This is a genomic window from Kitasatospora sp. NPDC096128, from assembly GCF_040303105.1.
In the GTDB taxonomy this organism is placed as follows: domain Bacteria; phylum Actinomycetota; class Actinomycetes; order Streptomycetales; family Streptomycetaceae; genus Kitasatospora.
Genome location: NZ_JBEOSP010000006.1, coordinates 38806 through 59687, shown reverse-complemented (window position 1 = coordinate 59687; position 20882 = coordinate 38806). Strand labels below are relative to the sequence as shown.

Below are 20882 nucleotides of genomic sequence, written 5' to 3'. Positions count from 1 at the left end.
GCGCCGCGATCAGCACTCGATGACGTTCACGGCGAGGCCGCCGCGCGAGGTCTCCTTGTACTTGATCTTCATGTCGGCCCCGGTCTCCTTCATCGTCTTGATCGCCTTGTCCAGCGAGACGTGGTGGCGCCCGTCGCCGCGCAGCGCCATCCGGGCCGCGGTGACGGCCTTGACCGACGCCATGCCGTTGCGCTCGATGCAGGGGATCTGGACCAGGCCGCCGACCGGGTCGCAGGTGAGGCCGAGGTTGTGCTCGATGCCGATCTCGGCGGCGTTCTCGACCTGCTCGGGGCTGCCGCCGAGGACCTCGGCGAGGCCGCCCGCGGCCATCGAGCAGGCGGAGCCGACCTCGCCCTGGCAGCCGACCTCGGCGCCGGAGATGGAGGCGTTCTCCTTGAAGAGCATGCCGATGGCGCCGGCCGCGAGCAGGAAGCGGACGATGCCGTCCTCGTCCGCACCCGGGATGAAGTTCAGGTAGTAGTGCAGGACGGCCGGGATGATGCCCGCCGCGCCGTTGGTCGGGGCGGTGACCACCCGGCGGCCGGAGGCGTTCTCCTCGTTGACCGCCATCGCGTAGAGGGTCACCCACTCCATCGCGTTGGCCGGCCCGATCCCCTCGGCGCGCAGCGCCCGGGCGCCCGAGGCGGCCCGGCGGCGGACCTTCAGCCCGCCCGGCAGGATGCCCTCGCGGCTCATGCCGGCCCGCACGCACTCCTGCATCACGGCCCAGATCTCCAGCAGCCCGGTGCGGATCTCCTCCTCGCTGCGCCAGGCCTTCTCGTTCTCCAGCATCAGGCCGGAGATCGACAGCCCGGTCTCCCGGCTGAGCCGGAGCAGTTCGTCGCCGGTGCGGAAGGGGTACTTCAGCACGGTGTCGTCGGGCTTGACCCGGTCCGCGCCGATCGCGTCCTCGTCCACGACGAAGCCGCCGCCGACCGAGTAGTAGGTCTTCTCCAGCAGGGTCGAGCCGTCCGCCGCGAACGCCCACAGGGTCATGCCGTTGGCGTGGTACGGCAGCGAGCGGCGCCGGTGCAGGATCAGCTGGCTGTCGGGGTCGAAGTCGACGGGGTGCTCGCCGAGCAGGTTGATCCGCTTCTCGGCGGTGATCCGCTCGACGTCCTTGTCCGCCTGGTCGACGTCGACGCTGCGGGGCGAGTTGTTCTCCAGGCCCAGCAGGACGGCCTTCGGGGTGCCGTGGCCGTGGCCGGTGGCGCCCAGCGAGCCGTACAGCTCGGCGCGCACGCCGGTCACCTGCTCCAGCAGGCCTTCGGAACGCAGGCGGCGGGCGAACATCCGGGCGGCGCGCATCGGGCCGACGGTGTGGGAACTCGACGGGCCGATGCCGATGGAGAAGAGGTCGAAGACGCTGATGGCCACGGAGGACGTCCTTGTCTGGTCTCGTGGAAGGACTGGGCGGTGCACGGAACGGGGCACCGCGCGCACTGTCCAGTGTGCGCGGTGCCCCGGAGCGACAGGCGCCCGGCCGGAGTGAGGCCGGTCACCCGTGGCCGAACTAGAGGTTCGGGTAGAGCGGGTACTTCTCGGCCAGGGCGGTGACCCGGGCCTTGAGCGCGGCGGCGACGGTCTCGTCGAAGGCGGGCTTGAGCGCCTCGGCGATGACGTCGGCGACCTCGCGGAAGTCCTCGGCCTGGAAGCCGCGGGTGGCCAGGGCCGGGGTGCCGATCCGCAGGCCCGAGGTGACCATCGGCGGGCGGGGGTCGTTCGGGACGGCGTTGCGGTTCACCGTGATGCCGACCTCGTGCAGCCGGTCCTCGGCCTGCTGGCCGTCGAGCTGGCTGTTGCGCAGGTCGACCAGGACCAGGTGGACGTCGGTGCCGCCGGACAGCACCGAGGCGCCGGCCTCGGCGACGTCGGCCTGCAGCAGGCGCTCGGCGAGGATCTTGGCGCCCTCCAGGGTGCGCTGCTGGCGCTCCTTGAAGTCCTCGGAGGCGGCGACCTTGAAGGCGACGGCCTTGCCCGCGATCACGTGCTCCAGCGGACCGCCCTGCTGGCCCGGGAAGACCGCGGAGTTGATCTTCTTGGCCCACTCGGCCTTGGACAGGATGACGCCGCCGCGCGGGCCGCCCAGGGTCTTGTGGGTCGTGGTGGTGACCACGTCCGCGTACGGCACCGGGTTCGGGTGCAGGCCCGCGGCCACCAGGCCGGCGAAGTGCGCCATGTCCACCATGAGCAGCGCGCCGACCTCGTCGGCGACCCGGCGGAACGCGGCGAAGTCCAGCTGGCGCGGGTAGGCGGACCAACCGGCGATGATCAGCTTCGGCTGGTGCTCCTTGGCGAGGCGCTCGACCTCGGCCATGTCGACCTGGCCGGTCTTCTCGTCGACGTGGTACGCGGCCACGTTGTAGAGCTTGCCGGAGAAGTTGATCTTCATGCCGTGGGTCAGGTGACCGCCGTGGGCCAGGCTCAGGCCCAGGATGGTGTCGCCCGGCTGGATCAGCGCGAACATCGCGGCGGCGTTGGCCTGCGCGCCCGAGTGCGGCTGGACGTTGGCGTGCTCGGCGCCGAACAGGGCCTTGACCCGGTCGATCGCGATCTGCTCCACCACGTCGACGTGCTCGCAGCCGCCGTAGTACCGGCGGCCGGGGTAACCCTCGGCGTACTTGTTGGTGAGCACCGAACCCTGGGCCTCCATGACCGCCACCGGGGCGAAGTTCTCGGAGGCGATCATCTCCAGCGTGGTCTGCTGGCGGTGCAGCTCGGCGTCGACCGCGGCGGCGATCTCCGGGTCGAGGGCGTGCAGGGACTGGTTGAGAACCGTCATGGTGTGGTCTTCCCGGGGAGGAGAGCGGAGGGACGGTGGGGGTGGGACGGGCCGCGGTGCGGCGGCCCGCCCCGGGGGTGGCTCAGCCCTCGGCGTGGGTGAGCTTGTCGTACTCGGCGGCGCTGAGCAGCGTGTCGGTGGCCTCCACGCGGACCTTGAACAGCCAGCCGCCCTCGAACGGGGCGCTGTTGACCAGGCTGTTGTCGTCCAGGACGTCCTGGTTGACCTCGGTGACCTCGCCGGTCACCGGGGAGTACAGGTCGCTGACCGACTTGGTCGACTCCAGCTCGCCACAGGTCTCGCCGGCGGTCACCGTGTCGCCGACCTCGGGGAGCTGCACGTAGACGATGTCACCGAGCGCGTCGGCGGCGTGCTTGGTGATGCCGACCGTCGAGACACCGTCCTCGGCGGCGGTCAGCCACTCGTGCTCCTTGGTGTACTGCAGGTGCTGGGGGTTGCTCATGGCGTCATTCTCCAGGATGGGAAGCGGGTACGACGCAGCGGGCCGCCGCACGGACGGCTCCGACGTGCGCGGACGGGAAAACGAGGGGGCCGCTACGGCCTCAGCGGGCGCGCTTGTAGAACGGCAGCGCGACGACCTGGACCGGCTCGTGCTTGCCGCGGACGTCCACCGCGACGGTGCCGCCGGGGGTGGCGTGGGCCGCGTCGACGTAGGCCATCGCGATCGGCTTGCCCAGCGTCGGGGACGGCGCGCCCGAGGTGATCCGGCCGATCGGGGCGCCCTCGGTGGAGACCACCGTGTACTCGGCGCGCGGCACCCGCTTGCCCTCGGACACCAGGCCGACCAGCACCTTCGGCGGGTTGGACTCGGCCGCGGCGGCGGCCCGCTCCAGCGCCTTGCGGCCGATGAACGCGCCCTCGTTGGTGGTCTTGTCGAAGCGCACGACCCGGCCCAGACCGGCGTCGAACGGGGTCAGGTCGGTGGACAGCTCGTGCCCGTACAGCGGCATGCCCGCCTCCAGGCGCAGCGTGTCACGGCAGGACAGGCCGCACGGGACCAGGCCGCGGCCCTCGCCGGCGGCGGTCAGCGCCTGCCAGACCGGCTCGGCGTCGGCCGGGGCGCAGAAGATCTCGAAGCCGTCCTCGCCGGTGTAGCCGGTGCGGGCCAGCAGGACGGACTTGCCGGCGACGGTGGCCGGGAGGATCGCGTAGTACTTGAGGCCGGGCAGGTCGGCGTCGGTGGTCCCGGCCAGGATGCCGGTGGCCTCCGGGCCCTGGACGGCGATCAGCGCGTAGGTGTCGCGGTCGTCGGTGACGACGGCGTCGAAGCCCTTGGCCCGGGCGATCAGCTCGTCCAGCACCAGCTGGGCGTTGGAGGCGTTGGCGACGACCAGGAAGGCGTCCTCGCGCAGCCGGTAGACGATCAGGTCGTCCAGGATGCCGCCGTCCTCGGCGCAGATCATGGTGTAGCGGGCGCGCAGCTCGCCGAGCGCGGAGACGAAGCCGACCAGCGCGTGGTCCAGCATCTCGCCGGCCTGCGGGCCGGTGACGGTGATCTCGCCCATGTGCGAGAGGTCGAACAGGCCGGCCTTGGTGCGGACGGCGAGGTGCTCCTCGCGCTCGCTGCCGTAGCGCAGCGGCATGTCCCAGCCGGCGAAGTCGGTCATGGTCGCGCCGAGGGCGCGGTGCAGCGCGTCGAGCGCGGTCAGGCGGAGGGACGACATGGCCAGGAACTCCTCGGTCGGGGCACTCAGGGGTGCGCGCGCCGGACCGGACCCGCTCGGGGACCGACCCCGCGCGCGGGCATGCGGCGGCGTGGGTCTCCCCATCTGTCGTCGAACCTGAGAGCTTCACCGCCCACCTGCCCGCAGCCGGCACCAGCGTCGGCTGGTTCCAGCATCGGGGACAGGACGGCGGCTTGCACCGTGGGTGGGCGCGCGAGCGGGTCGCGCGCCGCTTTCCAGATGTGCCTAACCCGCGCGGTAGGGGGGCCTGAGAGATTCCGGGGAGGACTTGCTCCTTCGGCGCCGGCTGTGCCTCCTGAGGGGCACTCCGGGCTCTCCCGCGCGGGTTCGAGCGGCCGGTGTGGAGTTGTGGGGGCCCGCGGCGCATGCCGTCGGACGCGCACATCATGGCACGTCCGCGCGGAGGAGGGGAGAGGGCCCCGGTCACACCGAGGTCGGGCGCACCCACGCCCTAAACTCTCCCCGTCGGCGCAGCAGTGGGCGGCCGACCCGGCAGGAGGCCGGATCGGCGGCGCATGGAGTACCCGGTGGAGCAGCAGCAGGGGTGGGACGGGCCGCAGGCGGTGCCGTCGGGCGGCGCGTGGCCGGCCAACGAGCTGGAGCAGGTGCTGACGGCCGCGCTGGGCGACCCGGGGGCGACCCCGCGGGTGATCGAGGTGCTGGCCCGCAGCCAGGTGTGGATCCCGCTGCCGGCCGGGGGCGACCCGGCCGGGCAGTCGCTGGACCTGCCGACCGTGGAGCTGGCCGGGGCCCCGTACGTGCCGGTGTTCTCCTCGCAGGAGGTGTTCCTCCAGCAGGCGCCGGGGATGGCCTTCGCGGTCGCGCCGGCCTGGGAGTTCGCCCGCGGGCTGCCGCTGGGCGTGGGCATCGCGGTCAACCCCGAGGCGGCGGTGGGCATCCCGGTGCCGCCGCAGGGCGTGGCGGAGCTGCGCCGCGGCCCGCGCGAGGACCGCTGGGAGCAGCAGCCGGAGGCGCCGACGGGCGGCCGGGTGGCCCTGCGCGAGCCGGTGCCGGGCGAGGACCCGGAGCACTTCCTGGCCGCCTGCCGGGCGGAACTGTCTTCCCTGCCGGGGGTGTTGACCGCGCGCCGGGCGCTGGCCAGCATCGAGGGCGAGCCGACCGTGATGTTCGTGGGCGTGCAGCTGGACCCGGCGGCCCCGGCCGACCCGGCTGCGGTGAACGAGGCGCTCGGGCGGGCGCTGGGAACCGCGCCGCTGCCGGGCGGCGTCCACCTCGTGCTGCTCGACCTCGCCGACGACCCGGTGGTCGAGTGGCTGTTGACCCGGGTCATGCCCTTCTACTCGCGGGTGTGAGCGGGGATCCTTCACAGGCACGTCGCCGTGGCGGTGGCCGGTGCCGCGCCATAGGGTGCGTGCAGGCGGCTGACGGGCCGGCGGGTTCAGGAAAGAGGCGCGGCGAGGTGGGCGCATGAGTGCGGGAACGGGAGCGGGCGGGGCGCCGGGGTCCTGGGGCCAGGCTCCGGCCGGACGCCCGGGCGCGGACCCGGGCGGGTTGGAGCAGGCCCTGCGCGAGGTCGCGCCGGAGCGCTTCGACGCGTACGAGCGGCTGCTGCACGCGCTGGCCGACGGCCAGGTCTGGATGCTGCTCTGGCACGGCACACCGGGCAGCCCGGACGCCCAGTACGGGAACATGGAGATCAGCGGCCACGGGTACGCGCCGGCCGTCACCTCGCCCGAGCAGCTGACCGCCTCCGGCTGGGCCCGGGCCCACGAGGTCATCTCGGGGCGGGAGATCGCCGCTTCGCTGTACCGCACCCGCTGGGGCCTGTGGCTGAACCCGCACGCGCCGGGCGGCGGGGTCGGGGTGCCGTGGGCGGACCTGCGGCGGGTGGCCGCGGGCCTGGACCGGCTGCCGGCCGGTCCGTTGAAGCTGAGCGAGCCGCAGGTGAACGCCCAGCAGTTCTTCGCGCTGCTGGAGCGGCAGGCCGGCGAGGTGCGCGCGGTGCGGGCGCTGCGCCGGGCCTGGGTGCAGCCGGCGGTGGGGGAGCCGTACCTGGCGATCGGCCTGGACCTGTACGAGAGCTCGCCGCCGGCCGTGGAGGCGGTGCGGGCGCTGATGCAGCGGGCGATCGCGGTGGCCCCGGAGGGGCTCGCGGTGTCCACGGTGGCGATGGCGGACGAGTTCGACCCGGTGGCGCTGTGGATGCGCGCCAACGCGCGGCCGTTCTTCGACCGGGAGGCCGGGCGCCCGCCGACCGGTCCGTACCCGTCGGTGCCGCCGCCGTACCCGGGGCAGTCGATGCCCGGCCAGTCGATGCCGGGGCAGTCGATGCCGGGCTACGCGTACGGTGCCCAGCCGCCCGCGCCCGGCTGGGGTCAGCAGCCCCAGCGGCAGTGGCCCGGCTACCCAGGGCGCTGATTGGCAAACGCAGGAATTGCCAAAATCTTTCAGACGAAGCCGACTTGATTCGCCATCAGGTCGGCTTCGGTCGTTTCCGGGCGAATTTCCACACTCTCCGCAGACGTAGCTTGACATGCCTGTTACACCCGTGTGAAGAGGTATATGCCGAAGACCGGACGGGTGCATGCAGGCAGATCACAGTTGGGCATCTGTCGGTTGTCAGGGCTGGCGCAAGCCAGTTCGGATAGCAGAGAGTTCTGCGCAACGCATCGCGCGTCTGGAAACCCCACGAAGGTGAACGCGCACGCCGACCGCTCGATCCACGCGACGCCCATCCCGCGTGGAGGCAGTGCCCGTGCACGACGCACTGCCGCGACCACCTGCTCCTAGCACCTCCGCACGTCCGCAGCCGTACCGCCGAAGCCGGCGCCCGGCACCCGTGGGCCGGCCACCGTCGGCGAGGGGACCAACTGACCATGACCGCACCCATCACTACCGCCGGGAACGAACCCGAGGCGCCCGCCTCCCCGAGCCCGGCCAAGACGATCGAGGGCCGCTCCCTCGGTCGGATCGCCTGGACCCGCTTCAAGCGGGACAAGGCCGCCGTCGCCGGCGGCGTCGTGGTGATCCTGCTGATCCTCCTGGCCGTGCTGTCCGGGCCGCTCGAGGCCCTGTTCGGGCTCGACCCCGACACGCCGAACTCGGACCTGCTGGACGCCAACCTCGGTGGACTCCCGCTCGGTGACTGGGGCGGGATGAGCGGGGACCACCTGCTCGGCATCGACCCGCTGCAGGGCCGCGACCTGCTCGCCCGCGTGGTCGACGGCTCCTGGGTCTCCCTGCTGGTCGCCTTCGGCGCGACCCTGCTGTCCAACACCATCGGCACCGTGCTCGGCGTGATGGCCGGCTACTACGGCGGCTGGGTGGACACCCTGATCAGCCGGCTGATGGACGTCTTCCTGGCGTTCCCGCTGCTGCTGTTCGCCATCGCGATCTCCGCCTCGCTCCAGGGCGGCGCGTTCGGCCTGCACGGCCTCCCGCTGCACATCCTGGTGCTGATCTTCGTGATCGGCTTCTTCAACTGGCCCTACATGGGCCGGATCGTGCGCGGGCAGACCCTCTCGCTGCGCGAGCGGGAGTTCGTCCACGCGGCCCGCAGCCTCGGTGCGCGCGGCCCGTTCATCCTGTTCAAGGAGCTCCTGCCCAACCTGGTCGGCCCGATCCTGGTCTACTCGACCCTGCTGATCCCGACCAACATCCTCTTCGAGGCCGGGCTGAGCTTCCTCGGCGTCGGCATCCAGCCCCCGCAGTCCTCCTGGGGCGGCATGCTCGCCGACGCGAAGAACTACTACCAGGTCGACCCCCAGTACATGGTGGTCCCCGGTGTGGCGATCTTCATCACCGTGCTCGCGTTCAACCTGCTCGGCGACGGGCTGCGTGACGCCCTCGATCCCAAGAGCAACTGACCCTCCGTCAGGCCCTCCCTCCTCCACATCCTCAAGGGGTTGATCTCACCCATGCGCAGGTCCCGTACCGTCGCCTTGACCGCCCTGGCCGCCGCCGCGGTCCTGGTCGTCACCGGCTGCACCTCCAGCACGAAGAGCACCGGCAGCAGCTCCACCTCGGCCGACTCCAGCGGCGGTGGTGCCGACGCGGCCACCAAGCAGATCGTCAACGTCTCGGACAAGAAGGGCGGGACGGTCACCTACGAGATGAAGGGCACCCCGGACTCCCTCGACCCGGGCAACACCTACTACGCGTACATCTACAACTTCTCGCGCCTGTACGCGCGTCCGCTGACCACCTTCAACCCGGCCGCCGGCGCGGACGGCAACAAGCTGGTCCCGGACCTCGCCGAGTCGATGGGCAAGGTCAGCCCGGACGGCCTGATCTGGACGTACAAGCTGCGCGCGGGCCTCAAGTACGACGACGGCACCCCGATCACCTCCAAGGACGTCAAGTACGCCGTGGAGCGCTCGAACTTCGCGCCCGAGGTGAACTCCAACGGCCCGACGTACTTCCACGACCTGCTGGTCGACAACCCGACGCCGTACCAGGGTCCGTACAAGGACAAGACCGGCGACCTCAAGTCGATCGAGACGCCGGACGACACCACGATCGTCTTCCACCTGCAGCACCCCTTCGCGGACTTCGACTACCTGGTCAGCGCCCCGCAGACCGCGCCGGTCCCGCAGGCCAAGGACACCGGTGCCGACTACGTGAAGCACATCGCGTCCTCGGGCACCTACAAGTTCGAGACCTACGAGGACGGCAAGCAGGCCGTCCTGGTCCCGAACACCAACTGGGACAAGAGCACCGACCCGATCCGGAAGCAGCTGCCGGACAAGATCGTGCTCAAGATGAACATCGACCAGGCCACCATCGACAAGGACCTGCTGGCCGGCAACGCCCAGGCCGACCTGGTGGGCGGCGGCGTCGACCCGCAGACCCAGGCGCAGATCCTGCGCGACTCGAAGCTCAAGGCGAAGACCGACAACGCCTACGGCGGCCGCCTGGTCTACATGGCGATCAACAGCAAGGTCGCGCCGTTCGACAACATCGAGTGCCGCAAGGCCGTCCAGTTCGCGCTCGACAAGGTCGCGGTGCAGACCGCGCTCGGCGGCCCGATCCGCGGCCAGGTGGCCAGCACCGTCCTCCCGCCGGACATCCCGGGCCACCAGGACTTCAACCTGTACGAGACCAAGGACAACAAGGGTGACCAGGCCAAGGCCAAGGACTCCCTGAAGGCCTGCGGCAAGGACGGCGGCTTCAGCACCGTGCTGTCGGCCCGCACCGAGCGCGCGACCGAGGTCGCCGCGGCCACCGCGATCCAGGCGCAGCTGAAGAACATCGGCATCAACGTCGAGATCCAGCAGTTCCCGCAGGGCAAGTACCTGACCGACTCGGCCGGTGCGCCGCAGTACACCCAGGACCACAACATCGGTCTGATGATGATGCAGTGGGGCGCCGACTGGCCGACCGGCTACGGCTTCCTGCAGCAGATCGTCGACGGCCGCGCGATCAAGGCCTCCGGCAACAGCAACCTGGCCCAGCTGAACGACCCGGCCGTCAACAAGATGCTCGACGACGCCGCGATCAGCCCGGACCAGGCCGCCCGCGAGAAGATCTACGGCGACATCGACAAGAAGGTCATGGAGTCCGCGGTGTACGTCCCGCTGACCGACTTCAAGGTCTTCCTGTACCGCCCGGACAGCGCCACCAACGTCGCCTCCACCTCGGCCTTCTCGGGTGAGTACGACTACCTGAACATCGGCACCACCAAGTAAAGAGCCTGGCTCCGCAATCCCTGAAGGCAGGTGAAGGCAGCGGCGCCCGCCGCCGTCCGGCAGATCCCGGACGGCGGCGGGCCGCCGGAGCCGCCCAACTGTGTTTGCCTACATCATCCGCAGGATCCTCGCGGCCGTGGCGCTGCTGGTCGTCGTCAGCGCGGTCACCTTCGCGATCTTCTTCCTGCTCCCGCGCATCGCCGGCGAGACCACCGACCAGCTGGCGGCGCAGTACATCGGGAAGAACCCCTCGCCCGAGGCGATCCAGGTGGTCAAGCAGAACCTCGGCTTCGACCAGCCGCTGTACACCCAGTACTGGAACTTCCTCAAGGCGCTGTTCACCGGTGCCGAGTACAAGTTCGGTCCGGAACCGGCCACCTGCCACGTGCCCTGCTTCGGCTACTCCTTCAAGAACCACCTGGAGGTCTGGCCGGAGATGACCAGCCGGATCCCGGTGACCATCTCGCTCGCCATCGGCGCGGCGGTGCTCTGGCTGGTCTCCGGTGTCACCACCGGCGTGATCTCCGCCCTCAAGCCGCGCTCGATCTTCGACCGGCTCTCCATGGGCATCGCCCTGGCCGGCGTCTCGCTCCCGGTCTTCTTCACCGGCGCCCTGCTGCTGACCGTGTTCAGCTACGAGTGGCCGATCCTGGACAACCTGGAGTACGTCGACTTCACCGCCGACCCGCTGATGTGGGCCCGCAACCTGATCCTCCCGTGGATCTCGCTGGCCTTCCTCTACTCCGCCCTCTACGCCCGGCTCACCCGCGCCGGGATGCTGGAGACGATGAGCGAGGACTACATCCGCACCGCCCGGGCCAAGGGCCTGGTCGAGCGCAAGGTCGTGGTCAAGCACGGGCTGCGCTCCGCGCTCACCCCGATCGTCACCATCTTCGGCATGGACCTCGGCCTGCTGCTCGGCGGTGCGCTGATCACCGAGCAGGTCTTCTCGCTCAAGGGCATCGGCCAGTTCGCCGTCCAGGCGATCTCCGACAACGACCTGCCCAAGATCCTCGGCGTCACCCTGCTCGCCGCCTTCTTCATCGTCGCCTGCAACCTCGTGGTCGACCTCCTGTACGCCCTCGTCGACCCCCGCGTGAGGCTCTCGTGACCGACCTCCAGAAGACCCCGGCGGACACCGCGCCCACCTCCCCGGGCGACGACCCCTTCCTGTCCGTCCGCGACCTGCGGATCCACTTCGACACCGACGACGGCCTGGTCCGCTCGGTGGACGGGGTCAGCTTCGACCTGCACAAGGGCCGTACCCTCGGCATCGTCGGCGAGTCCGGCTCCGGGAAGTCCGTCACCTCGCTCGGCATCATGGGCCTGCACCGCTCCAAGCGGGCCCGGATCAGCGGCGAGATCCGGCTGGCCGGCGAGGACCTGCTCGCGGCCGGGCCGGACCGGGTGCGCCAACTGCGCGGCCGCGAGATGGCGATGATCTTCCAGGATCCGCTGACCGCGATGCACCCCTACTACACCGTCGGCGCGCAGATCGTCGAGGCGTACCGGGTGCACCACCCGCAGGCCGGCAAGAAGCAGGCCAGGGCCCGCGCGATCGAGATGCTCGACCGGGTCGGCATCCCGCAGCCGGACCGCCGGGTGGACGACTACCCGCACCAGTTCTCCGGCGGCATGCGCCAGCGCGCGATGATCGCCATGGCCCTGGTCAACGACCCCTCGCTGCTGATCGCCGACGAGCCCACCACGGCCCTGGACGTCACCGTCCAGGCGCAGATCCTGGACCTCATCCGGGACCTCCAGCAGGAGTTCGGCTCCGCCGTCATCATCATCACCCACGACCTCGGGGTGGTCGCCGAGCTGGCCGACGACATCCTGGTCATGTACGGCGGCAAGTGCGTCGAGCGCGGCCCCGCCGAGAGCCTCTTCGACGCGCCCGAACACCCCTACACCTGGGGCCTGTTGGGCTCGATGCCGCGCCTGGACCGGGAGCTGCAGGACCGGCTCGTGCCGGTCAAGGGCACCCCGCCCAGCCTGATCAACGTGCCCTCCGGCTGCGCCTTCCACCCGCGCTGCCCGTACGCCGCCCTGACCGGCGGGCGCTCCGCGAGCGAGGTCCCGGTGCTGGCCGAGGCCGCGTCCGGACACTTCGCGGCCTGCCACCTGGCGGCCGACGAGCGGCACCGCATCTTCGCCGAAGAGATCGCGCCCCGGCTGTGAGCCCGGCCTCGTACCACCTTTCTGGAGACCACCGATGACGGACACTCAGGGAGCTGCACCCCTCTCCCGGGGGGTTGAGGCCTCTCCGGCACCCGCCCCCGCCCGCGAGCCGCTGCTGAAGGTGACCGGCCTGACCCGGCACTTCCCGATCCGCGGCGGACTGCTGCGGCGCCAGACCGGCGCGGTGCGGGCGGTCGACGGCATCGACTTCACCGTCAACGCCGGTGAGACGCTCGGCGTCGTCGGCGAGTCCGGCTGCGGCAAGTCCACCATGGGGCGGCTGGTCACCCGGCTCGACGAACCCACCGGCGGGACCATCGAGTTCGAGGGCACCGACATCAGCCACCTGGGCGCCGGGGCGATGCGGCCGCTGCGCCGCGACATCCAGATGATCTTCCAGGACCCGTACTCCTCGCTGAACCCCCGGCACACCGTCGGCACCATCGTCAGTGCGCCGTTCAAGCTGCAGGGCGTCCAGCCCGAGGGCGGCGTCAAGAAGGCCGTCCAGGACCTGCTGGAGCTGTGCGGGCTCAGCCCCGAGCACTACAACCGCTACCCGCACGAGTTCTCCGGCGGCCAGCGCCAGCGCATCGGCATCGCCCGGGCGCTCGCGCTCAAGCCGAAGATGATCATCGCGGACGAGCCGGTCTCGGCCCTGGACGTGTCGATCCAGGCGCAGGTGGTCAACCTGCTGGACGACCTCCAGCAGGAGCTCGGCCTGACCTACCTGATCATCGCGCACGACCTCTCGGTGGTCCGGCACGTCTCCGACCGGGTGGCGGTGATGTACCTGGGCAAGATCGTCGAGATCGCCGACCGCGACTCGCTCTACCGCAGCCCGATGCACCCCTACACCAACGCCCTGATGTCGGCCGTCCCGGTGCCCGACCCGCGCCGGCGCCAGCAGGGCGGACGCGAGCGGATCCTGCTCAAGGGCGACGTGCCCTCGCCGATCAACCCGCCCAGCGGCTGCCGGTTCCGGACCCGCTGCTGGAAGGCGCAGGACGTGTGCGCGAGCCAGGAGCCGCCGCTGGCGGTGCTGAAGACCGGGCACCAGGTGGCCTGCCACTTCCCCGAGCAGAGCGAGGGGAACGATTGAGCACAGTCCCGGGCAGGGCGAGGGGAACGATTAGGCACAGTCCCGGGCAGGGCGAGGGGAACGATTAGGCACAGTCCCGGGCAGGGCGAGGGGAACGATGAGGCACGGCCTGGAGCGGAGCGCGGCGACCGATGGGGCACGGCCCGGAGAATGCCGCTGACTGAGCCCGTAGCGGAGGGGAGGGTTCCGCGCAGGTCATAGTTGTTCCCGTGACCTCGCAGATCTTCCCCTCCGACGTGCAGCAGTCGCTGGACCTCGTCGGCATCTTCGTCTTCGCGCTCTCCGGGGCGCTGCTCGCCGTCCGCAAGAACATGGACATCTTCGGGATCTGTGTGCTGGCCGAGGTCACGGCCCTCGGCGGCGGGGTGATGCGCGACCTGGTGATCGGCGCGACCCCGGTGGCCGCCTTCACCAACCTCGGCTACTTCCTCACCCCGCTCGCCGCCGGCCTGGTGGTGTTCTTCCTGCACCCCGAGGTCGAGCGGATCAACCGGGCGGTGCAGACCCTGGACGCCCTCGGCCTCGGCCTGTTCTGCGTCACCGGCACCGCCAAGGCGCACGACTACGGGCTCGGCGCGGTCGCCGCCGTCGCGCTCGGCATGGTGACCGCGGCCGGCGGCGGGGTGATCCGCGACGTGCTGGCCGGGGAGATCCCCTCGCTGCTGCGCTGGGACCGCGAGATCTACGCCGTCCCGGCCCTGGTCGGCGCCGCCCTGGTGGCCGTGCTGATCGGTGCCGACCGGCTCACCGGCGCCACCGGGACGGCCGCCGCGCTCACCGCCTTCGGACTGCGGATGCTCGCCCTGAAGTACGGCTGGCGTGCCCCGCGGGCCTGGCACCGCAACGGTTCTCGCACCAGCGAGGAGTAGGCGAGCCGCCGCAGGCGAGCGAGATCGCCTCGGCCGTGCAGAGCAGCTCCGGCAGCATCCGGGCCAGCTCGGCGGCCGGCACCTGGCCGGCCGGGGCGCTCAGCGCGCAGGCCGCGACCGTCCGCCCGCCGCTGCCCGCGACCGGCGCGGCCACGCAGGTCACCGGCTCCCGGTGCTCGGCCGACTCGGCCGCCCAGCCCCGGCGGCGCACCGCCGCCAGCTCGGCCGGCAGCTCCTCCTCGCGCACGCCGTCCTCCGGCAGCCCGGCGAGCAGCACCCGCCCGACGGCCGTCCCGGTCACCGGGGCGCGCCGCCCGATCCGCGTCGGCCGGGCGGCCGACGGCGCGGCCACCTCGTCCAGGTAGAGCACCTCGCCGTCGTGCAGCACGGCCAGCTGCACGGTGTAGCCGCAGCGGGCGTTGAGCGCGGCCAGGTAGGGCGCGGCGACCTGCCGGACGTCGAAGTCCTCCAGCGCCCGGTGGGCCAGCGACAGCACCCGCCCGCCGATCCGGTAGCGCAGGTCGGGCTGGCGCCGGACGAACCCGTGCTCCTCCAGGGTGCGCAGCAGCCGCAGCGCGGTGGACTTGTGCACCCCGAGGCTGCTCGCGGCCTGCTCCAGCGAGAGCGGCCCGTCGCCGAGCGAGCCGAGCAGCGTCAGCGCGCGGTCGACCGACTGCGACATGACGCCCCCTGGAACGCTGGAACCCGATGGAGAAGTGGTCGTCAGGCTAACCGCTGGGCGGCGCAGTGGTACAAACCAGTGCCGGACGCCGCCGCCCGGAGGCCGCGGCCGGTGGCTTGATCGGTGCGCACCCCGGACAGCACCTGGTGGGGCCCCGGGGCATGCCCTCTACAATCGGATGGTTATGCCATACCTGGACCATGCGGCGACCACGCCGATGCTGCCCGAGGCGATCGCCGCGATGACGGCGCACCTGGGGGTGGTCGGCAACGCCTCGTCCCTGCACGCGGCCGGCCGCCGGGCCCGCCGGGTGGTCGAGGAGTCCCGCGAGTCGCTGGCCGAATCCCTCGGCGCCCGCCCGAGCGAGATCGTGCTCACCGGCGGCGGCACCGAGTCGGACAACCTGGCGGTCAAGGGCCTCTACTGGGCCCGCCGGGACGCCGATCCGGCCCGCGTCCGGGTGCTGTGCAGCCCGGTCGAGCACCACGCGGTGCTGGACGCGGTGCACTGGCTCTCCGAGCACGAGGGGGCGACGGTCGAGTACCTCCCGGTGGACGAACTGGGCCGGGTGCACCCCGAGACGCTGCGCGCCTCGATCGAGCGCGACCCCGGCTCCGTCGCCCTGGTCACCGTGATGTGGGCCAACAACGAGGTCGGCACCGTCCAGCCGGTGCGCGAACTCGCCGCCGTGGCAGCCGAGTTCGGAATCCCGATGCACGCCGACGCGGTGCAGGCGCTCGGTCAGGTCCCGGTCTCCTTCGCCGACTCGGGCCTCACCGCACTCACCGTCACCGGGCACAAGATCGGCGGGCCGTTCGGCATCGGCGCGCTGCTGCTCTCCCGCGGCGCCGCGCCCGTCCCGCTGCTGCACGGCGGCGGCCAGGAGCGCGACGTGCGCTCCGGCACCCTGGACGCCCCCGCCGCCGCCGGCTTCGCGGCCGCCGCCGCGCTGGCCGTCGACCGGCAGGCGGAGCACGCGGTGACGCTCGGCGCGCTGCGCGACGAACTGGTGGCCGGGGTGGCCGCGGCCGTCCCGGACGCGGTGCTCAACGGCGACCCGGCGGGGGAGGGCCGGCTGCCCGCCAACGCCCACTTCTCCTTCCCCGGCTGCGAGGGCGACGCCCTGCTGATGCTGCTGGACGCCCAGGGCATCGAGTGCTCCACCGGCTCGGCCTGCTCGGCCGGGGTGCCGCAGCCCAGCCACGTGCTGCTCGCGATGGGCGTCGACCCGCTGCTGGCCCGCGCCTCGCTGCGGTTCTCGCTCGGGCACACCTCGGTCCGCGAGGACGTCACGGCGCTGGTGGCGGCCATCGGCCCGGCGGTGCAGCGGGCCCGCAACGCCGGCCTGGCCTCGGTACGCCGGTAGCGTCCCGGGGCATGTCCGGCGGCCCCGTACGCTTGTACTCACCATGACTGACTTCCCTGGTGCCCCGACCACTCCGTCCACCGGCCGCCTGCGCGTGCTCGCGGCGATGTCCGGCGGGGTCGACTCCGCCGTCGCCGCCGCCCGTGCCGTCGAAGCTGGGCACGAGGTGACCGGCGTGCACCTGGCCCTGTCCGCCAATCCGCAGTCCTTCCGGACCGGCGCGCGCGGCTGCTGCACCATCGAGGACTCCCGGGACGCCTGGCGCGCCGCCGACGTGATCGGCATCCCCTTCTACGTCTGGGACCTCGCCGAGCGCTTCCGCGAGGACGTGATCGACGACTTCGTCGCCGAGTACGCGGCCGGGCGGACCCCGAACCCCTGCCTGCGCTGCAACGAGAAGATCAAGTTCGCCGCGCTGCTGGACAAGGCGATCGCGCTCGGCTTCGACGCCGTCTGCACCGGCCACTACGCCCGCATCGTCGACCTGCCCTCGGGGGAGCGCGAGCTGCACCGTGCCGTCGACGCGGCCAAGGACCAGTCCTACGTCCTCGGCGTGCTCGACGCCGACCAGCTCGCCCACTCGCTCTTCCCGCTCGGCGACACCACCAAGGACGCCATCCGGGCCGAGGCCGAGCGGCGCGGACTGGCCGTCGCCAAGAAGCCCGACAGCCACGACATCTGCTTCATCGCCGACGGCGACACCCAGGGCTTCCTGGCGCAGCACCTCGGCACCGCCACCGGCGACATCCTCGACGTGGACGGCACCAAGCTCGGCGAGCACGACGGCGCCTACGGCTTCACCATCGGCCAGCGCAAGGGCCTGCGGATCGGCCGCCCGGCCGCCGACGGCAAGCCGCGCTACGTGCTCGACATCTCGCCGGTGAACAACACCGTCACCGTCGGCCCGGTCGAGGGCCTGGACGTCACCGCCCTGACCGCCATCCGCCCCCGCTGGTGCGGCACCGAACCCCTCGTCGAGGGCCGCTACACCGCCCAGCTCCGCGCCCACGGCGAGGAGGTGCCCGTCACCGCCGCCATGGCCGACGACACCCTCCACGTCCGCCTCGACACCCCGGCCCGCGGCATCGCCCCCGGCCAGGCCGTCGTCCTCTACGACGGCACCCGCGTCATCGGCTCCGCCACCATCGCCACCACCGAACGCCCGGCCGTCGGCGTCGTCGGGAGCTGACCGGATCGGTTCGAACGGTGTGCCGCACCGACATGCCGGCCCCTACGCTGGAGGCATGTCAGTGCAACCCGAGATCAGCCAACGGGACCTGCGCAGCAGGCCCGAGGAGATCATGGACGCCGTCCAGGCCGGCCAGTCCTTCACCGTGACCAGGGACGGGCACCGGATCGGGGAGCTGATCCCGCTCCGGCGCCGTCGACGGTTCGTGTCCCGGGCCGAGTTCGCCGCCATGTCGCGAAGCGCTCCGGACCTCTCCCTGGACGCCTTCCGTGCTGACCAGGAGGCCACGGCCGAGCAGCGGGCGGACGACCCCTATGGCCGCTGACCACGAGCAGGGTCTCCTCGACACCAACATCATGATCTTGCGCAAGTGAGTGGACCCCGCCGAGCTTCCGGCCGAGATGGCCATCAGCGCGATCATTCTCGCCGAACTGTCCGCCGGACCGCACGAGGTCCGGCGGAACGAGGAACAGAACGACTACGACGAGCACGCCGAACGGGCCCGGCGCCTCGATGTGCTCCAGCGGGCCGAGAACGAGTTCGACCCCCATTCCCTTCGACGCCGAGGCGGCCCGGATCTACGGGCGGGTCTGTGCGGCAGTTGTCGGCTCAGGGCGCAAGCCGAGGCGCCGGGTGGCCGACCTGATGATCGCGGCGATCGCGATCGCCGAGGACCTGCCTCTGTTCACCACCAATCCGGACGACTTCAAGGGGCTCGACGGGCTCCTCACGGTGGTCCCGGTGACCAGGCCGTTGGTCGAGCACACCTGAGGCCGTCCACCATCACCGAATGCCCGCGGTGCGGGACTGAGAGGGCCATGGCGGGTGTCATCCGGAGGGATGACGGGGCTGGACCGGGCGGATGACGGGGGGCCGGAGAGGGCATTCGGCGGGCTGATTCGGGGGTTCGGGGCCCGGACCTACCGTCAGGGGCATGAACCGAATCCGTCGTGTCGCGGCCGTCGCCGCCCTGGTGTTCGCCCTTCCGCTCCCGCTGGCCGGTGCCGCCCTGGCCGCGCCCGCCGCGCCCCCCGCCTCGGCCCCCGCCGCCTTCCACGCCGAGCTGCCCGCCCCGACCGGGCGGTACGCGGCCGGGGAGGAGGTGCTGCACCTGACCGACCGGAGCCGCACCGACCCGTGGGTGCCCTCGGCCGGCCCGCGGCAGCTCGCGGTGTCGATGTTCTACCCGGCCCGGCAGGGCACCGGGGAGCCCGCTCCGTACATGACCCTCGGCGAGGCGCAGGGCTTCGTGGCGACCAGGGTCCCGGCCGGGACCGGGCTTCGGCCGCAGGACGTCGTGGGCGTCGACACCCACGCCTACACCGGGGCGAAGGCCGCCGGCGGGAAGTTCCCGCTGGTGGTGCTCTCGCCCGGCTTCGAGAACCCCCGCGCCACGCTGACCGGCCTGGCGACCGACCTGGCCGGCCGCGGCTACGTCGTCGCCCTGGTCGGCCACACCTACGAGGACTCCGGCGAGACGCTCGCCGACGGCAGCACCCCGGGCTGCGCGCTGTGCGACAGCGGAGCGCCGGACTCGCTCCCGGACAGCCGGGCGCAGGACGTGTCCTTCGTCCTGGACCAGCTGACCGGGCGCCACCCGGCGTGGCGGCTGTCCCACCTGATCGACCGCGACCGCATCGGCATGGCCGGGCACTCCATCGGCGGCGCGTCGGCGCTGAACGCGATGGCCGAGGATCGGCGGATCCTGGCCGGGGTGAACATGGACGGAACGTTCTACCCGCCGGTTCCGACCGACAAGCTGGAGGGACGCTCGTTCCTCCTGCTCGGGAAGCAGAGCGACCACACCGCCGGCGGCGAGGACAAGTCCTGGGGCGAGACCTGGGCCGGCTGGTGCGGCTACAAGCCCTGGCTGGCCGTCGCGGGCGACAACCACTCCAGCTTCACGGACGTCCCGGTCCTGGCCGCCGCAGCCGGCCTGCCGTCCCCTCCCGGGACGACCACCTCGCCCCAGCGCGGGATGCAGCTGACCCGGGAGTACGTCGGGGCCTTCTTCGACCAGACTCTGAAGGGAGTCCACCAGCCCCTCCTGGACGGTCCGTCGGCCGCGAACCCGGAGGTGCAGTTCCAGCGCCCGTGACCGGATCCGGGGCCCGGCCGCGCGGTGCGGACGGCCGGGCCCGTTCAGCGCTGCGGAACAGGGTTGTCCGGGGAGTCCAGCCAGGCACACTGGCCCTCCGGGGTGACGGTGAGGCCGAACCGCTCCGGTCCTGGGCTGCCTTGGGTCTCCCACCACCGGTAGGCGGTCTCCACCTCGTCCCAGAGGCGACGTGGGCCGTACTGCCAGACGGTGTAGTGCTCGTCATCGCGATCGACGGCCGCCCAGGAAAGGGCGTCCGTCGTCGCGATCCAGAGGCGCTCCTCGTCGTCCTCCCAGGCGGTCCACACATCGCCCAGCCTGAGCCCGAGTGCGAACCGGGCCTCCCACTGGTCTCCCGCGATCCGCGAGGGTGGCAGCGACGTCCCGGACTCCTCCGGAACGTGCTCGTCGCGCACGACATCCCGGAAGATGCGGAGGTCCCGCCGCTGGTTGCGCATCAGCATGAACGCGGAGTGCGGGCCGAACCACCCCTGCGCGCGGTCGCGTTCGACGGTGAGCTTGAGCAGCCCCCAGCAGAGCATCGGGCTGTCCCATGGCGTGAGGATGATTCCGCCGGGCTTCGTCTGCTCGATCCACGACCACGGCACCCGCCGAACCGAGCAGGTCGACACGATCCGGTCGTACGGCTGGCGGCGGGGCCAGCCGCGAGCACCGTCCCCGCAGATCACGCTCACGTTCAGCCCCGCCGCGTTGAGCGAGGCCCACGCCTGACGGGCAACCTCGGCGTCGATCTCGACCGAGGCCACCTGCCCGGCGCCGAGGCGGTGCGCCAAGAGCGCCGCGTTCCAGCCGGTCCCGGTGCCCACCTCCAGCACATTCATCCCCGGCCGGACGTCGAGGTCACGCAGCATCCTGACGACGATCGAGGGCGCCGACGCCGATGAGGACGGCCAGGCATCAGCCGCGTCAATCGGCTCCTCACCATCGTTGACCTGCGTCACGATCGGCACGTCCGAGTACGCCGCTTCGAACCAGCGTCCGCCGTCGCCCTGGAGGTCGCAAGGCTCGTAGCCGCCGTTGCCGTCCTCCAGCCAGATCCGCTCCGGCAGAAAACGATGCCGGGGAACCGCTTTGACCGCTTCCTTCCATTCGCGCGGGACGGGGCTGTCAAGCGCCTCACCGACGGCCCGGAGCAGGCCGCGAACGGCGGCCTGCTCCGGTCGATGCACGGGTTCCGTCACTTCTCGCCTTCACCCTTCTTGTGCTTCGGATCGGGCGCCGGCCGCGATCCGTCCGGCGAC

18 protein-coding genes, 1 pseudogene and 1 riboswitch are annotated in these 20882 nt (G+C 71.8%); of the genes and pseudogenes, 13 read left to right on the top strand and 6 right to left on the bottom strand.

Features of this window, described 5'->3' with window-relative positions; translation table 11 throughout:
* Window positions 1–9 precede the first annotated feature (9 nt).
* The 4 genes from ABTY61_RS09135 to gcvT all read right to left on the bottom strand — a co-directional run bounded on the left by ABTY61_RS09135 (window position 10) and on the right by gcvT (window position 4467).
* Entirely contained in the window at window positions 10–1377 is a 1368-nt protein-coding gene (locus tag ABTY61_RS09135; RefSeq protein WP_350504308.1) for an L-serine ammonia-lyase, read from the bottom strand.
* 136 nt (window positions 1378–1513) lie between these two features.
* On the bottom strand, window positions 1514–2782 hold the full coding sequence (gene glyA / locus ABTY61_RS09130; protein ID WP_350504307.1) for a serine hydroxymethyltransferase: 1269 nt from the start codon (window positions 2780–2782) through the stop codon (window positions 1514–1516).
* A gap of 82 nt (window positions 2783–2864) precedes the next feature.
* The gene (gcvH, locus tag ABTY61_RS09125; protein ID WP_350504306.1) at window positions 2865–3245 is read right to left on the bottom strand and encodes a glycine cleavage system protein GcvH; all 381 of its coding nucleotides are present in this window, start codon (window positions 3243–3245) and stop codon (window positions 2865–2867) included.
* Between the two features lie 100 nt (window positions 3246–3345).
* A complete protein-coding gene (gene gcvT, locus ABTY61_RS09120; protein ID WP_350504305.1) occupies window positions 3346–4467 on the bottom strand; it encodes a glycine cleavage system aminomethyltransferase GcvT in 1122 nt (373 codons plus the stop codon).
* Window positions 4468–4713: 246 nt separating this feature from the next.
* Window positions 4714–4818: riboswitch (glycine riboswitch) on the bottom strand.
* Window positions 4819–5003: 185 nt separating this feature from the next.
* Here gcvT and ABTY61_RS09115 point away from each other — a divergent pair.
* The 8 genes from ABTY61_RS09115 (at window position 5004) to ABTY61_RS09080 (ending at window position 14285) form a co-directional block, all read left to right on the top strand.
* Window positions 5004–5801, top strand: a complete 798-nt coding sequence (locus ABTY61_RS09115; protein ID WP_350504304.1) for an enhanced serine sensitivity protein SseB C-terminal domain-containing protein — start codon at window positions 5004–5006, stop codon at window positions 5799–5801.
* A 115-nt stretch (window positions 5802–5916) separates the two neighbouring features.
* Window positions 5917–6867 (top strand): enhanced serine sensitivity protein SseB C-terminal domain-containing protein, encoded by a 951-nt coding sequence (locus tag ABTY61_RS09110; RefSeq protein WP_350504303.1) that lies wholly within the window; start codon window positions 5917–5919, stop codon window positions 6865–6867.
* Between the two features lie 458 nt (window positions 6868–7325).
* Complete coding sequence (locus ABTY61_RS09105) at window positions 7326–8315, top strand: ABC transporter permease (protein ID WP_350504302.1); 990 nt, start codon at window positions 7326–7328, stop codon at window positions 8313–8315.
* 51 nt (window positions 8316–8366) lie between these two features.
* Window positions 8367–10136, top strand: a complete 1770-nt coding sequence (locus ABTY61_RS09100; protein WP_350504301.1) for an ABC transporter substrate-binding protein — start codon at window positions 8367–8369, stop codon at window positions 10134–10136.
* A gap of 100 nt (window positions 10137–10236) precedes the next feature.
* Window positions 10237–11247 (top strand): ABC transporter permease, encoded by a 1011-nt coding sequence (locus ABTY61_RS09095; protein WP_350504300.1) that lies wholly within the window; start codon window positions 10237–10239, stop codon window positions 11245–11247.
* Window positions 11244–12317, top strand: a complete 1074-nt coding sequence (locus tag ABTY61_RS09090; protein WP_350504299.1) for an ABC transporter ATP-binding protein — start codon at window positions 11244–11246, stop codon at window positions 12315–12317. The genes ABTY61_RS09095 and ABTY61_RS09090 overlap by 4 nt, the downstream gene beginning before the upstream one ends.
* Window positions 12318–12351: 34 nt before the next feature.
* On the top strand, window positions 12352–13416 hold the full coding sequence (locus ABTY61_RS09085) for an ABC transporter ATP-binding protein (RefSeq protein ID WP_350504298.1): 1065 nt from the start codon (window positions 12352–12354) through the stop codon (window positions 13414–13416).
* 209 nt (window positions 13417–13625) lie between these two features.
* The gene (locus ABTY61_RS09080; protein WP_350504297.1) at window positions 13626–14285 is read left to right on the top strand and encodes a trimeric intracellular cation channel family protein; all 660 of its coding nucleotides are present in this window, start codon (window positions 13626–13628) and stop codon (window positions 14283–14285) included.
* On the opposite strand, the gene ABTY61_RS09075 is transcribed toward ABTY61_RS09080, so the two are convergent.
* Window positions 14191–14967, bottom strand: a complete 777-nt coding sequence (locus ABTY61_RS09075) for an IclR family transcriptional regulator (protein ID WP_350504296.1) — start codon at window positions 14965–14967, stop codon at window positions 14191–14193. The two genes, ABTY61_RS09080 and ABTY61_RS09075, sit on opposite strands and share 95 nt — an antisense overlap.
* Before the next feature lie 184 nt (window positions 14968–15151).
* On the opposite strand from ABTY61_RS09075, the gene ABTY61_RS09070 reads away from it, so the two are divergent.
* The 5 genes and pseudogenes from ABTY61_RS09070 (at window position 15152) to ABTY61_RS09050 (ending at window position 19620) form a co-directional block, all read left to right on the top strand.
* Entirely contained in the window at window positions 15152–16333 is a 1182-nt protein-coding gene (locus ABTY61_RS09070; RefSeq protein WP_350504295.1) for a cysteine desulfurase family protein, read from the top strand.
* 43 nt (window positions 16334–16376) lie between these two features.
* Window positions 16377–17522, top strand: a complete 1146-nt coding sequence (mnmA, locus tag ABTY61_RS09065; RefSeq protein WP_350504294.1) for a tRNA 2-thiouridine(34) synthase MnmA — start codon at window positions 16377–16379, stop codon at window positions 17520–17522.
* A gap of 55 nt (window positions 17523–17577) precedes the next feature.
* Window positions 17578–17847, top strand: coding sequence for a type II toxin-antitoxin system Phd/YefM family antitoxin (locus tag ABTY61_RS09060; protein ID WP_350504293.1), 270 nt, complete (start codon window positions 17578–17580; stop codon window positions 17845–17847).
* 49 nt (window positions 17848–17896) lie between these two features.
* Window positions 17897–18293: pseudogene (locus ABTY61_RS09055) on the top strand (type II toxin-antitoxin system VapC family toxin).
* A 163-nt stretch (window positions 18294–18456) separates the two neighbouring features.
* Window positions 18457–19620 (top strand): alpha/beta hydrolase family protein, encoded by a 1164-nt coding sequence (locus ABTY61_RS09050; protein WP_350504292.1) that lies wholly within the window; start codon window positions 18457–18459, stop codon window positions 19618–19620.
* Window positions 19621–19664: 44 nt separating this feature from the next.
* On the opposite strand, the gene ABTY61_RS09045 is transcribed toward ABTY61_RS09050, so the two are convergent.
* Window positions 19665–20822 carry a methyltransferase domain-containing protein gene (locus ABTY61_RS09045; protein ID WP_350504291.1) on the bottom strand — a complete coding sequence of 386 codons (1158 nt, stop codon included), beginning with the start codon at window positions 20820–20822 and terminating at the stop codon, window positions 19665–19667.
* Window positions 20823–20882: the final 60 nt, after the last annotated feature.